Annotated in this window: 11 protein-coding genes and 1 riboswitch; of the genes, 3 read left to right on the top strand and 8 right to left on the bottom strand. The window is 71.3% G+C overall.

Annotation, left to right across the window (positions count from 1 at the left end):
* Nucleotides 1–67: 67 nt before the first annotated feature.
* The 3 genes from WQ53_RS12010 to WQ53_RS12020 form a co-directional block, all read right to left on the bottom strand.
* Entirely contained in the window at nucleotides 68–913 is an 846-nt protein-coding gene (locus WQ53_RS12010; RefSeq protein WP_173427244.1) for a hypothetical protein, read from the bottom strand.
* Between the two features lie 152 nt (nucleotides 914–1065).
* On the bottom strand, nucleotides 1066–1965 hold the full coding sequence (locus WQ53_RS12015) for an Hsp33 family molecular chaperone HslO (protein ID WP_052632702.1): 900 nt from the start codon (nucleotides 1963–1965) through the stop codon (nucleotides 1066–1068).
* Nucleotides 1962–3254, bottom strand: a complete 1293-nt coding sequence (locus tag WQ53_RS12020) for an aspartyl/asparaginyl beta-hydroxylase domain-containing protein (protein ID WP_082113007.1) — start codon at nucleotides 3252–3254, stop codon at nucleotides 1962–1964. The genes WQ53_RS12015 and WQ53_RS12020 overlap by 4 nt, the downstream gene beginning before the upstream one ends.
* A 66-nt stretch (nucleotides 3255–3320) precedes the next feature.
* On the opposite strand from WQ53_RS12020, the gene mtgA reads away from it, so the two are divergent.
* From mtgA to WQ53_RS12035, 3 genes are read left to right on the top strand one after another with little or no spacing between them, the layout of a single operon-like run.
* Nucleotides 3321–4052 carry a monofunctional biosynthetic peptidoglycan transglycosylase gene (gene mtgA / locus WQ53_RS12025; RefSeq protein WP_052634065.1) on the top strand — a complete coding sequence of 244 codons (732 nt, stop codon included), beginning with the start codon at nucleotides 3321–3323 and terminating at the stop codon, nucleotides 4050–4052.
* Between the two features lie 49 nt (nucleotides 4053–4101).
* Nucleotides 4102–5133, top strand: coding sequence for a glycosyltransferase family 2 protein (locus WQ53_RS12030; RefSeq protein WP_052632706.1), 1032 nt, complete (start codon nucleotides 4102–4104; stop codon nucleotides 5131–5133).
* A complete protein-coding gene (locus WQ53_RS12035) occupies nucleotides 5093–5521 on the top strand; it encodes a CBS domain-containing protein (RefSeq protein WP_052632708.1) in 429 nt (142 codons plus the stop codon). Before WQ53_RS12030 ends, WQ53_RS12035 begins: the two co-directional genes overlap by 41 nt.
* Before the next feature lie 673 nt (nucleotides 5522–6194).
* Here WQ53_RS12035 and WQ53_RS12040 read toward each other — a convergent pair.
* The 5 genes from WQ53_RS12040 to WQ53_RS12060 all read right to left on the bottom strand — a co-directional run bounded on the left by WQ53_RS12040 (nucleotide 6195) and on the right by WQ53_RS12060 (nucleotide 12576).
* Nucleotides 6195–8180, bottom strand: a complete 1986-nt coding sequence (locus tag WQ53_RS12040) for an AsmA family protein (RefSeq protein ID WP_052632710.1) — start codon at nucleotides 8178–8180, stop codon at nucleotides 6195–6197.
* A 95-nt stretch (nucleotides 8181–8275) separates the two neighbouring features.
* Entirely contained in the window at nucleotides 8276–8932 is a 657-nt protein-coding gene (trhA, locus tag WQ53_RS12045) for a PAQR family membrane homeostasis protein TrhA (RefSeq protein ID WP_052632712.1), read from the bottom strand.
* Between the two features lie 98 nt (nucleotides 8933–9030).
* Nucleotides 9031–10635, bottom strand: coding sequence for a peptide chain release factor 3 (locus WQ53_RS12050; RefSeq protein ID WP_052632714.1), 1605 nt, complete (start codon nucleotides 10633–10635; stop codon nucleotides 9031–9033).
* A 79-nt stretch (nucleotides 10636–10714) separates the two neighbouring features.
* Nucleotides 10715–11650 carry a M23 family metallopeptidase gene (locus WQ53_RS12055; protein ID WP_052632716.1) on the bottom strand — a complete coding sequence of 312 codons (936 nt, stop codon included), beginning with the start codon at nucleotides 11648–11650 and terminating at the stop codon, nucleotides 10715–10717.
* Nucleotides 11647–12576, bottom strand: coding sequence for a phytase (locus tag WQ53_RS12060; protein ID WP_144409319.1), 930 nt, complete (start codon nucleotides 12574–12576; stop codon nucleotides 11647–11649). The genes WQ53_RS12055 and WQ53_RS12060 overlap by 4 nt, the downstream gene beginning before the upstream one ends.
* 251 nt (nucleotides 12577–12827) lie before the next feature.
* Nucleotides 12828–12946: riboswitch (SAM riboswitch) on the top strand.
* The last annotated feature ends 15 nt before the right edge of the window (nucleotides 12947–12961 follow it).

Raw genomic sequence — 12961 nt, forward strand, 5'->3', positions numbered from 1 at the left:
TCGCCCGGCATGCGTCACGGGACATGGTGGTCCGGCTGGCAGCCCCAAGGCCGGCAGGGACGCCCGCTCAGAGGCCCTGTTCGTACCGGACGTAAGGCACGGTGCCTTCGTCGGCATCGCCGTTCGACGGCGAGAACGGATTCTTGCCGCGGGTGACCACGTTCTCCGCGCCAACGGTGAGCTGCCCGCTCCAGGGCGTGCGCCAGGTCAGGCCCAGGCCCAGGCCTTCCCACTTGCCGGGCTGCCCGGGCACGTCGACCACGCGGCCGATGATGCTGGCGCCGAAGGAGCCATAGCCGCCGCCGACGCTCAGGCTCTTGCTGTCCCACTGGTCGACCAGGCCGGGCGCCGCGTCGGCCAGCGGGATCAGCCGCGCGCGCGCATAGGTGCCGGCAATGGAGACGTAGGCTTCGGCGCCCAGGTTCCTCTGGCCGAAAACCTGCAGGTCGTTCTGCTCGATGCGGTCGGCGTCGGCCATGCTGGCGCTGTCCGCACTCAGCCAGGCCGGCAGGCCGGCACTCTGGGCGACGCCGGCCGACAGCCCGAAGCGGCCGCCCGGACGGTTGAGCGCGGTGGTGGCGGACAGGCGGCGGGCGTTGCCGTCGTGGTGGTCCGCGCCGAGGCTGGCGAGCATGCAATGGCTGGCCAGGCTGCTGATGCTGGAGCTGCCCGGGCCGTTGCAGAGCAGGCCCAGCGAATCGCCGGCGCCCAGGCCGAAGGCGGCGTCCAGCGAGTTGTTGCCGAAGCGCCAGCGCGCGCCGGGGCTGGTATCACCCGCCGGCTCCAGCAGCAGGACCGCTTCGACCTTGCCGCTGCCCTTGTTCCAGACCGGCAGGACCGTCTGCTTGTCGGTGGCCGGACTGGCCGGCCGGCTCTGCGCGTGCAGGGCCGGCGCCGCGCAGAGCGCGGTCAGCAGGACGGCCAGCAGTGGCAGGCGGCGCAGGGACATGGCGAATTCTTCAGACCCACGTCCGGCACGACAGTTCCCGGATGGGTGGGAGCTGGATCCTATGCGATTTACGTTTCGTTAACAAGCGCCGCCCTCCCCGGAACAGCTCGGCCCGGCTATTGCAACCGGTCCGGCGTCGGCGCGTTTGCCGACGGCTGTTCGAACAATACGCCGATTTCGGCCAAAGGGAAGACGTAGCGCCGGCCGCAAAAGCCGCACTGGATCTCGGTTTGGCCATCCTGTGCCGCGGCCCGCGCCTCCTCCTCGCCCAGCGACTGCAGCATCGCCGCGACCCGCTCGCGCGAGCAGGAGCAGCCGAAGGCCAGCTCGCGGGTGGCCAGTACCTGTGGCGCCTCCTCGTGGAACAGCCGGTGCAGCAGCACCGGGCCGGGGGTGGAGGCCAGTTCGTCCGCGGCCAGGGTGTCGAACAGCGCCCCCGCCCGCGCCCAGCCGTCGTCATCGCCCTCGTCCCCGGGCAACTTCTGCAGCATCAGTCCGCAGGCATGGCCGTCGGCGGCGGCCAGCAGCAGGCGGCTGGGCAGCTGTTCGGACTGGCGGAAATAGTCCTCCAGCACCTCGTCCAGGGTCGGCGAGGACAGCTCGACCAGGCTCTGGTAGCGCAGCGGTTCGCGCGGGTCCAGGCCGGGATTCTCGATGGTGATGGCCAGCACCGGCCGCTCCAGCCGCCGCAGGTCCGGCGGCGCATCGGCCCCCTCGTCGAGCTGGGCGATCCCGCGCAGGGTGCCGGCGGCGGTGCACTCGGCGAACAGCAGCCGCAGGCCGGCGTCGGCGCGCAGCTGCAGCGACAGGCGGCCGTCGATCTTGGCGTGCGCGGTCAGCATCGCCGCCGCGGCGCAGGCTTCGCCGAGCAGGCGCCGCGCCGCAGGCGGATAGGCCGCGTGCGAGAGCAGGTCCAGCCAGCTGCGGTGCAGCTGGACATGGACGCCGCGCACGCCCGCCTGCGGCAGCAGGAAGCGGGTCAGGCGGTCGCCGGCGGCCGCGTCGTCGGTGTTCACAGTTCCCCCAGGTCGGCGTCGTGGCCGTAGAAGCTCATCAGGCCGCCAGTCATCGCCGCCACCAGTTCGCGTTCCAGCGGCGTGAGCAACGGATGCCAGACGTCGAAGATCAGGACCACGCGCAGCCGCTCGCTGCGGTTCCAGGCTTCGTGGCGGATGGTGTCGTCGAACATCACCAGCCGGCCGGGCTCCCACACGTGGGTCTCGTCGCCGACCCGCAGCGCGCAATCGGGCGGGATGACCAGCGGCAGGTGCACGGTGAGGCGGGCGTTGGTCGCGCCGTTGTGCGGCGGGATGTGCACGCCGGGCTTGAGTGCGGAGAAGAACGCCACCGGTGCGCGGCCCGGCACCTTCATCTGCGGCGCGCGTGCGATCGCCGCTTCGGTGCGCGGGCAGCGGTCGGCCTGGTCGTGGATCCGTTGCCCGTGCTTCCACAGGAAGTAGGCGCCCCAGTCGACGTTGCGGTCCAGCGCTGCGAACTGGCCCTTGGGCTGGCCGTCCGGGGTCTGCACGTAGGGCTCGAACTCGGCGTCGCGATCCAGCAGTGCGTGCAGTTCCTCGAGGATGTCGGGGAATGCCGCCTCGACCTCCGGCGCCCAGTCGAAGTCCTCGCGATGGAAGATCGGGATAGCCGGCAGGCGTGGGATGGGCAGGGTCAGGGGGCGCGCGGTGGTGAAGCTGCGGCGGCCGGCGAGGATGTCGAGGCTGTGGCGGATGCGTTCGACCTCGCGTGGGCCGTGTCCGTGCAGCAGCGGCGCCAGGCTGTCGTCCAGGTGACTGGCCAGTTCGTCCTGGTTGCGCTGCACCGCCGCCTGCGCATGCATCACCGTCTGCAGCATGTGCTGCTGGCGCTTCACCGTCTCGGGCATGTAGTTGAGCGCGTTGCCCCAGTGCAGGCCGGCGGCGCGGGACTGGCCCAGTTCCTCGAGCAGGCGCGCCTTTTGCACCTGCGGCACCCAGGCGGTCGGGTCGATCTGGATGGCGACGTCGATCGCCGCCAGGGCGCGCTGGCGGTCGCCGCGGATCGCATGCAGGCGCGACAGGCTGGCATGGGCCGTGGCCATCCGCGGCGAGATCGCCACGGCGCGCTCCAGGTGGGACTCGGCCAGGTCGAGGTCGCCGTGGGCCAGTGCCACCGCGCCCAGCTGGTTGAGCGCGGTGGAGTGCCCGGAGTCCAGGGCGAGGACCCGCTCCCACAGTTCCCGCGCCTCCTGCGGCCGCCCGCTGCGGGTGAGCGCCTCGGCTTCGGCGACCAGGCTGGCGAGCTGCGGTGGCGGACGGCTGTTCATGGCGGGCCAGGCGGGTGGGCAGGCGCATTATCATTCGCGCAGGCGCGGACAGACAGGGGGCGGGCCATCGAAAGCGGGGACGGCAAGCGCGGTGGGCGTCGCCTGCGCAGGTGGCTGGCATGGCTGCTGTGGCTGCCGCTGCTGTTCGTCGTGGTCACCACGCTGCAGGTGGCGGTGCTGCGGTTCGTCGATCCGCCGGTCTCGGTGTTCATGCTCGCCCGCCAGGGCGAGGCGTGGCGGGCCGGCGACTGGGACTTCCGGGTCGCCTACGACTGGCGCGACCTGGACCGGATCTCGCCCTGGCTGCCGCTGGCGGTGATCGCGGCCGAGGACCAGAACTTCGCCAGCCACGCCGGCTTCGACCTGGAGGCGATCGAGAAAGCGATCGACCACAACGCCCGCGGCAAGCGCGTGCGCGGCGGCAGCACCATCAGCCAGCAGGTGGCCAAGAACCTGTTCCTGTGGCAGGGCCGCAGCTGGCTGCGCAAGGGCCTGGAGGCCTGGTACACGCTGCTGATCGAGCTGATGTGGCCGAAGCAGCGGATCCTGGAGGTCTACGTCAACGTCGCCGAGTTCGGCGACGGCATCTACGGCGCGCAGGCCGCCGCGCACAGCTACTGGCGCAAGGACGCCGCCGACCTGACGCCCGAGCAGAGCGCGCGCCTGGCGGCGGTGCTGCCGTCGCCACGACGCTACAGCGCCACCCACCCGGGTCCTTATGTCCAGCGCCGGTCGGCCTGGATCCAGCGGCAGATGCGCCAGCTCGGCGGCCGCGACTACCTGGAACGGCTCGACTGAGCCCACGCCGGGCTGGCCGCCCCGGTGCACGCTCCTTACCATGCCTGCCATGGACAACCCGCGACACGAACTGCTGACCGTGGTGGTCGCCGCCCACAACGAGGCCGAGGCGCTGCCGTTGCTGCACCCGCGCATCCGCTCGGCGCTGGCCGGCCTGGACGGACTGCGTGCGCGCGTGCTGTACGTCGACGACGGCAGCCGCGACGGCACCTGGCCGGTGCTGCAGGACATCGCCGCCGCCGATCCGCAGGTCGCGCTGCTGCGGCTGTCGCGCAACTTCGGCAAGGAGGCGGCGTTGACCGCCGGCCTGGACCTGGTCGAGGACGGTGCGGCGATGATCCTGGACGCCGACGGCCAGGATCCGCCGGAACTGATCCCCGAATTCGTCGCGCGCTGGCACGAGGGCTGGGACGACGTCTACGGCACCCGCATCGAGCGCGAGGGCGACGGCTGGGCCCGGCGTGGCGCAGCGGCCGTGTTCTACCGGCTGATCGGCCGGCTGTCGCACACGCCGGTGCCGGCCGACACCGGCGACTACCGGTTGCTGTCGCCGCGCGCGCTGGCCGCGCTGCGCCAGCTGCGCGAGCGGCACCGCTTCATGAAGGGGCTGTTCGGCTGGATCGGGTTCCGCAGCACCGCGCTGCCCTACCGGCGATCGCCGCGGCTGGCCGGGCACAGCAAGTTCGGCTTGTGGCGACTGTGGAACTTCGCCCTGGAGGGCATCACCAGCTTTTCCACCGCGCCGCTGCGGGTGGCCACCTACGTCGGCCTGCTGACCGCGCTGGCCGCGTTCGTCGGCGGGCTGGCGATCATGGCCAAGACCCTGCTGTGGGGCGACCGGGTCGCCGGCTGGCCGACGATGATGGTGGTGATCCTGTTCCTGGGCGGCGTGCAGCTGATCGCGCTGGGCCTGATCGGCGAATACCTGGGCCGCCTGTACGACGAGGCCAAGCAGCGGCCGCTGTATCTGGTGGACACGTGGCAACCGGCGGCGGCAGGAGTATCCTTCGCGCAGGAGCAACCTGCCGACGGAGGCGCCCATGCGCACGGTACGTCAACTGCTGGCGGACAAGCCGGCTGAGATCTTCGCGGTCGCGCCGGAGGCGCCGGTGGTCGAGGCGATCCGGCTGATGGCCGAGAAGTCGATCGGTGCGGTGCTGGTGCTGCGCGGGGACGAACTGGCCGGCATCCTGTCCGAGCGCGACTATGCGCGGAAGGTGGTGCTGCAGGGGCGTTCCTCGGCCGACACCCCGGCCAGCGCGATCATGACCGCGAAGGTGGTGACCGTGGAGCCCGGCACCTCGGTGCCGGCGTGCATGCAGCTGGTGACCGAGCGCCGCATCCGCCACCTGCCGGTGGTCGAGGACGGGCGCGTGGTCGGCGTGATTTCCATCGGCGACCTGGTCAAGGCGGTGATCGCCGACCAGCAGCTCGAGCTGGAGCAGCTGCAGCGCTACATCGCCAGCTGACGCGGCCTTTTGTGGTTCTTCGCCGATCCTGGCCGCGACGGTTGATGGAGACGGCAACAACTGCGGCAAGGCCGAGGGCTACGACAAAAGCCACGGCAAGAGCGTTTGGGTGGCCGGCTTCGGGCTGAGCCGCGGCAGGCAGGGTGTGTTGCGGTCGTCTCGGCGGCACATCCGTGTGCCGACTCGCCGACGCGGCCATCCCTGGCCGCTGCCGCAACACACCCTGCCTGCCACGTCTTCGGGGGGCTTTGGGGTCGTGGCTTCGTCATCGCCAAGGCCTGCCCGGTCCCGTTCGTCGCCCGACGACCTGCTCTTGTGTAGCCCGGCTTGCCCGCGACGCTGCCGGCACAGGCGACGCCCTCATGATTCCGACGCCCGTGTCGCCGACTGAAGTCAGCTCCTACAGAAGAGCGGCGGCGTCGGGGCTGTTGTAGGAGCCGGGTTCAGCCGGCGACCCGACGCCATCGGCACAGGCAGCGTCCTCCGCTGTTCGACGCCCGCACGACGGGCTCCTGTCGCGGGAATGAAGGGGCCTTTCGCGACCGACTCCAGCCAATGAAGCCACGACCTGGAAGCCGCTCGAGGACGGCAGCGCCGGCCGAAGCGAGGCTTACGCCTCACAGGAAGGCAGTCCCACGCCGCTGCCCTGCTTGCGGTGGCAGGCAGGGATCCCTCAGCGCGCGTACTGTCCGCCGCAGTCGCTATCCTCGCCCGGGCCGGTCTCGAACGTCGCCAGCAGCGCCGCCGGCGGGGTGATGCTGCCCAACGCCAGGGCCACCGCGCCACGCAGGCCAAGTGCGGCGAAATCCGGGCGGAACGAGGGGTCCTTGAAGGTGCCGCCCACGCGCAGCGGCGAGCGCAGGCTCAGGATGCTGCGGTCCTTGGGCCGTGGCCGCAGCAGCAGGTCCAGGCTTTCGTCCTTCAGGTTGATCGTGCCTTCGCCGACGATGATCGTGTCGGTGCTGTCGAACGCCAGTGCGCGTGAGGTCATCAGCCCATCCTCCACGCCGAAGTCGGCGAACGCGCAGCGGATCGGCACCTGGCGGTCCTGGGTCAGCAGGAATTTCAGCGACTCGGCGATGTCCAGGCCGGCCAGTTCCATGATCAGGTTGCTGATCCGGCCGCGGCCCATGCCTAGGCCGACCTCGCCGTTGGCGCTGGCGAGGATCGTGGCCACCGAGTTGCCGCGGCCGTGCAGGGTAATGTCGCCGCCGATGCGCCCGGCCGCGCCCTGGGCCAGTTCCGCCTGCGCCAGCAGCTTGGGCAGTTCCAGTCCGCGCACCGCGATCTGCGCGCGGGTGTCGATCGGCTCGCGGCGTGCGTCCATGCGGATGGTCGAGCGCACGTCGCCACCGGCCACGCCGAAGTTCAGCGGGTCCAGCCGCAGCTGGCCGTCCTGCAGCAGCAGGTGCGCGTCCATGTCCTCGATCATCGGCAGCTTCGGCGCGTTGATCTTCTGCGCGCGCCAGCGCACGTCGGCGTCCATCGCGTTGAGCTTGGACAGGTCGTACGGCGTGTCCGGAAGCAGCCGCGGGCTGGCGGCACGGCGTGCCGACTCGGCCTTCTGCCGCGGGTTGGCGGTCTCGTCGGCGCCGGTGGACGGTGGCGCGCCGAGGAAGCCGGCGAGGTCGTCGAAGTCCAGCTGGCGCGAAAGCAGCTGCGCGGTGAACATCGGGCGCTGGCCGGAGACATCGACCTGCACGTCGCCGGACAGGTCGCTGTCGCCGACCTTGCCGTTGAAGCCCTCGTAACGCCACAGGTCGCCGTTGCGGCGCAGCTGTCCGTCCAGGCTGTACGGCGGCGATGGCGGCAGGGCCAGGCCGAGCAGCGGATACAGGTCCTCCAGGTCCTGGCCGGACAGCTTCATGCGCAGGTCGAAGGTCTGGAAGCGGAACGGGTTGGTCAGGGTGCCGCTGGCGCTGGCGCGGGTAGCGCCGGCGCGCGCGTCCATTTCGATGCGGTAGGGCGTGTCGGTATCGGCCAGCTCCAGTGGCGAGGCGGCCTGGCCTTCCAGCCGGAACGCCGCGCCGCGCCAGTGGCCCTTGCCGGCCACCGCCACCGGCGCGCCGGCGTCGCGCGCCTGGCCGGCGGCGGGCGCGACGCTGGCCAGGGTGATGTCGAGGTCGGTCTTCTCGGTCGCGTCGGTGAAGCGCAGGCGGCCGTCCTCGATCCACAGCCGGTCCAGGCGCCAGCGCGGCTCACGCGTGTCCGGCTCGGACTCGCCGTCGCCGAACACCCAGTTGCCGCCTTCGCCCGCGGTTGCCGTCTCCAGCCGGATATCCGGGCGCACCGCCCGCAGTTCCTTCATCCGCAGCCGCAGCGCGAGCAGCGGCCAGGGTGCGATGTCGATCTCCACGCGCTCGGCCGTGCCCATCTGCGGGTGCTCGGACCACTCGGCGTTGGCCAGGCGCAGGCGGTCGGCGGAGACGGTGATGGTGCGGCCCAGGTCCACGTCCAGGTCGCCGTCGATGCGGAACTCGCGGCCGGTGGCCGCGCTCGCCGTGCGTTCCAGCGGTCCCTTGAACCAGTTCCAGTCCCACAGCAGCCACAGCGCGACCAGGAACGCGACGATCGCGCCGAGGACGATGCCAGCACGCCGCGAGGGACGCCAGCGGCGCAGGCGCTGCATGGGTGTCGAAGCGGGCGCGGACGCATTCATGCGACCAGTATCGGCAGCCGGCGTGGACGGCATGCGAACGCACGCCGGGATTCACATGGTTTTTGCGTTCGCGTTCAGGCGCGCTGCAGCTGCGCCTAGACCACCTGTGCGCCCACCGCCACGAAGTGGCACACGCTGCCGGCGATCACGAACAGGTGCCAGATCGCGTGCGAGTAGGGGATCGATTCACGGTGGTAGAAGTACGTGCCCAGGGTGTAGAACACGCCACCGGCCAGCAGCCAGCCCAGGGTCCACCCGTCGATCGAATCCATCATCGGCTTCATCGCCACCACCACCAGCCAGCCCATGCCGATGTAGATGGCGGTGGACAGGCGCTTGAAGCGGCCGGTGTAGAACAGCTTGAACACGACCCCGGCCAGCGCCAGCGTCCAGATCGCGGCGAACAGGCTCCAGCCCCATGGCCCGCGCAGGCCGACCAGGGTGAACGGGGTGTAGGTGCCGGCGATCAGCAGGTAGATCGCGCAGTGGTCGAACACCTTCAGCCGGCCCTTGGCGACCGGGTGCTGGATTGCGTGGTAGAGCGTGGAGGCGGTGTACAGCAGTAGCAGTGCCACGCCGAACACGATCGCCCCGGCCAGCTGCCAGCCGTCGCCGTAGATTGCGGCCAGGGTGATCAGCACCGCGCCGCCGGCGAGCGCGGCGGCGGCGCCGAGGCCGTGGGTCAGGGCGTTGGCGATCTCGTCGCGCAGGTGGTGCGCGGCGTCTCGGGTGGGGGACGGGGCGGCCGGCATGCGCCGCACGTTACTGCATGCCTGGGGCGCATGCATCTGTACGCAGCGCCCCGATCTGGAATGGAAGCACGGCCGCCCGGCGGCGGCCGCGCGCGGCGTCAGTCGACGCCGACGCTGTGCGCGTGCTCGCGGGTGGCGCGGAAGGCGACGTCCGGTGCGCGTTCCTGCGCCAGCTGCAGGTTGACCCGGGTCGGCGCCAGGTAGACCAGTTCGCCGGCCGCGTCGATCGCCAGGTTCATCGCGTTCTTCTCGCGGAACTCCTCCAGCTTCTTCGCGTCGGCGCACTGGATCCAGCGCGCGGTGGCCACGCCGACCGGCTCGAAGCTGGCGTCCACGCCGTACTCGTCCTTGAGCCGGTAGGCGACCACGTCGAACTGCAGCACGCCTACCGCGCCCAGGATCAGGTCGTTGCTCATCAGCGGGCGGAAGAACTGGGTGGCGCCTTCCTCCGACAGCTGGGCCAGGCCCTTCTGCAGCTGCTTGAGCTTGAGCGGGTCGCGCAGGCGCGCGCGGCGGAACAATTCCGGGGCGAAGTTGGGGATGCCGGTGAAGCTCAGCGCCTCGCCCTCGGTGAAGGTGTCGCCGATCGAGATGGTGCCGTGGTTGTGGATGCCGATCACGTCGCCGGGGAACGCCTCGGCGGCGATCTCGCGGTCGGAAGCCATGAAGGTCAGCGCGTTGGCCAGCTTCTGTTCCTTGCCGCTGCGCACGTGGAAGGCCTTCATCCCGGCGCTGAACCTGCCCGAGCACACACGCATGAAGGCGACCCGGTCGCGGTGCTGCGGGTCCATGTTGGCCTGGATCTTGAACACGAAGCCAGTCAGCTTCGGTTCCTGCGGCGCGACCTCGCGGCCGGTGGTGGCGCGCGGCTGCGGCGGCGGCGCGTGCTCGACGAAGAAGTCCAGCAGCGGCTGCACGCCGAAGTTGTTCACGCCCGAGCCGAAGAACACCGGGGTCTGCTCGCCGCGCAGGTAGGCGTCCTTGTCGAACGGATGGCTGGCGCCCTGCACCAGTTCCAGTTCCTCGCGCAGTTGGGCCAGCAGCTCCGCGCCGATCTTCCCGGCCAGCCCCGGTGCGTCGAGCGAGGGGAAGATGGTCGAGTCCTGGCGGGTGAAGTTGCGGCCCGGCTCGTACAGGTGGACCTCGCCGGTCACCAGGTGCACGACGCCCTTCAGGCGCTGGCCCATGCCGATCGGCCAGGTCACCGGCGCGCACTGGATCCCGAGCACGGTCTCGACCTCGTCCAGCAGCTCGACCGGATCCTTGCCCTCGCGGTCGAGCTTGTTGACGAAGGTCATGATCGGGGTCGCGCGCAGGCGGCACACCTCCATCAGTTTGATCGTGCGCTCCTCCACGCCCTTGGCCACGTCGATCACCATCAGCGCCGAGTCCACCGCGGTGAGCACGCGGTAGGTGTCCTCGCCGAAGTCGGCGTGGCCGGGGGTGTCGAGCAGGTTGACGATGCGCCCCTCGTAGGGGAACTGCATCACCGAGGAGGTCACCGAGATGCCGCGTTCCTTTTCCAGCGCCATCCAGTCCGAGGTGGCGTGGCGCGCCGCCTTGCGGCCCTTGACCGAGCCGGCCATCTGGATCGCCCCGCCGAACAGCAGCAGCTTCTCGGTGAGCGTGGTCTTGCCGGCGTCGGGGTGCGAGATGATCGCGAAGGTGCGCCGGCGCGCGGCTTCGGTGGAGACTTCGGACATGGGGGCGGGCGCCGGGTCGGCGCGGGGGTGCGTTCGGAGGCCGGCAATTATACGGGAGCCGGGGTCCCGGCCCGGCCGGTCAGCGCTGGCCGGTGGTCTCGTCGCGGGCGAACTTCAGCTCGCCCAGCGCCCCGAACATGCGGAACGGGATCGCCTCCAGGCGCATGCCGCGGTTGACCTGGACCACGAAATGCAGGTGCGGCGCGGTGCTGAAGCCGGTATTGCCGGACAGGGCGATGCGCTGGCCCTGCCGTACCCGCTGCCCGACCCGGACCTGCACGCCCTCCGGCTTGAGGTGCGCGTACAGGGCCATGCTGCCGTCGTCGTGCAGGATGCGGATGTAGTTGGCGCGGCCGCCGTAGCGCTCGCGGTCCAGGCCGGCGCGTTCGAAATCCGATTCCACCAGCATGACCACCCCGCCGCGCGCGGCCAGGATCGGCGTGCCCTCGGGCAGGGCGAAGTCGACCGCGTACAGGCTCTGCGGGTCGTTGTGGCTGAAGCGGCCGCCGAAACCCTGGTCGACGCGGATCCGTCCGTACTCGAACGGCACGCGGTACTCGAAATCCAGCGGCAGCGCCTGCGGATCACCCGGCAGCTGGTCCAGGATCGCCTCGAAGGCGTTGGGCAGGCGCGGGTCGACCGGGTAGACCCGCGCCAGCACCCGGCTGCCGGCGGCGGGCACCACGCGGCTGGCCGGCAGCGCCGGGACCGGCTTGACGTTGTCGGCGCGCGCCAGCGACAGCTGCACCTCCACCGGCCCGGGCGCGCGGTTGTCGGCCACGACCTCGTAGTGGCTGCCGCGGTCCTGCAGGCGCAGCCCGACCGGATCGGCAGGCGTGCGCCGGAACGAGGCGGTGCGCACGTCCTCGGCCTCGCCCTCCGGCGGCCGGTCGCCGTAGACGGTGGTGCCCTGGCCGTCCTTCCAGCGCCAGAAGCGCGCGGCGTCGGCCGGCACCGCCACCGCCAGCGCGGCGACGGCCAGCCAGCCGATCGCGCTGGCGCGGCCCGGTCTCATCCCTGGCAGGCCGGCGCCAGCCGCAGGCGGCGGGCGATGGTGCCGAGATCGAACGCGGACACCGCGCGGTCCTCGTGCAGGGCATACAGCGCGCCGTGCGGGAAGCGTGGCGTGGCTTCGGCGTGCAGGGCCAGGCCGTCGGTCAGCGCGGTGCGCGCGCCGGTGAAACTGCCGGCCGGCGCCAGGGTGGTGCGCTCGAACAGGTGGAAGCGGGTCGGCCGCAGCTGGTCCACCGCGATCCAGTAGCCGGCCTCGGCGCCGCATGCCCACAGCACGATGCCCTCGGCGTCGTCCTCGAACGGCGGCAGGTTGCGGCCGAGGAAGCGGCCGTCGAGCGAGTACTCGCGTACGGTCGCGCCGACCCGGTTGTCCTCTTCGGCGATCATCAGGCGGCCATGGGCCGGATCGCCGGCGATCGACTCGACCATGCGCAGCGCGCCGGCGTCGCCGGTGTCGCCGAACGCGCCCAGGTAGCCGGCCTGCAGCCGGCCGCCGGCGTCCACCGATACCCGGTAGCGCTTGATCCGCTCGGCCAGGCGTTCGCGCGGCGGCAGCACCGCGGCGGCGAAGTCGGCCATGAAGCTGTCGGTCACGTAGGCGGTGAGCGCGCCGGGGACGGAGTCGTCGATCCAGATGCCGTAGGGCAACTGCAGTTCGCCGGTGCCGAAATCGCCCAGCACGGCGAAGCCGGGCAGGCGCAGCACCTGGACCCGGCGGGCGTCGCGCTCGACCACGAACAGCAGGTCGCCGGACACGGCCACCCCGTTGGGGCGGCGGAACTGGCCCGGGCCGTCGCCCGGCCCGCCGGAGGCGCCGATGCGCACGCCGCTGTCGCCGTCGAACAGCAGCAGGCGCTCGCTGCGCTTGGCCGAGGCGATCAGCCAGGCACGGCCGTCGCCGGCGCGCCAGGCGGCGAGAGAATCCATCTCCTCGCCCTCGACGGGGCTCGAGATCCAGGCTTCGCGGATGGCCGGGAGGGAGGCGCCGGCGGCAGCGGCGGGCGCGGGGAGGGACTGGGCGAAGCACGCAGCGGCCAGGAGCGCGGCGGTCCGCAGGAATCGGGGGAAGGCCTGCATGGGTGGATTATCGGCAGGTCGGGGGCAAAACGTGAAGGGGCAGTCATCGCTCCATCCGGATGAAACGATTGACAGGCCGCCGGCACGGTGGCAGTCTGGCCGCGCCATCGAGACCGGCGGAGGGACAGGCCCTTTGATGCCGGGGCAGCCAGCGGACGCGCAAGCGGCCGTGTAGGTGCCAAATCCTGCGGGGACCTTCGCGTCCGCCGAAAGATGGTTCGTACCGTGCTCTCCG

It is taken from the genome of Pseudoxanthomonas suwonensis (genome assembly GCF_000972865.1).
In the GTDB taxonomy this organism is placed as follows: domain Bacteria; phylum Pseudomonadota; class Gammaproteobacteria; order Xanthomonadales; family Xanthomonadaceae; genus Pseudoxanthomonas; species Pseudoxanthomonas suwonensis_B.

Bases quoted from the DNA above. Each gene is read 5' to 3' on its own strand.
- WQ53_RS12060 (WP_144409319.1), bottom strand. From the start codon at position 12,576: ATGGATTCTCTCGCCGCCTGGCGCGCCGGCGACGGCCGTGCCTGGCTG.
- WQ53_RS12050 (WP_052632714.1), bottom strand. From the start codon at position 10,635: ATGTCCGAAGTCTCCACCGAAGCCGCGCGCCGGCGCACCTTCGCGATC.
- WQ53_RS12035 (WP_052632708.1), top strand. From the start codon at position 5,093: ATGCGCACGGTACGTCAACTGCTGGCGGACAAGCCGGCTGAGATCTTC.
- WQ53_RS12055 (WP_052632716.1), bottom strand. From the start codon at position 11,650: ATGAGACCGGGCCGCGCCAGCGCGATCGGCTGGCTGGCCGTCGCCGCG.
- WQ53_RS12020 (WP_082113007.1), bottom strand. From the start codon at position 3,254: ATGAACAGCCGTCCGCCACCGCAGCTCGCCAGCCTGGTCGCCGAAGCC.
- WQ53_RS12030 (WP_052632706.1), top strand. From the start codon at position 4,102: ATGGACAACCCGCGACACGAACTGCTGACCGTGGTGGTCGCCGCCCAC.
- WQ53_RS12040 (WP_052632710.1), bottom strand. From the start codon at position 8,180: ATGAATGCGTCCGCGCCCGCTTCGACACCCATGCAGCGCCTGCGCCGC.
- trhA (WP_052632712.1), bottom strand. From the start codon at position 8,932: ATGCCGGCCGCCCCGTCCCCCACCCGAGACGCCGCGCACCACCTGCGC.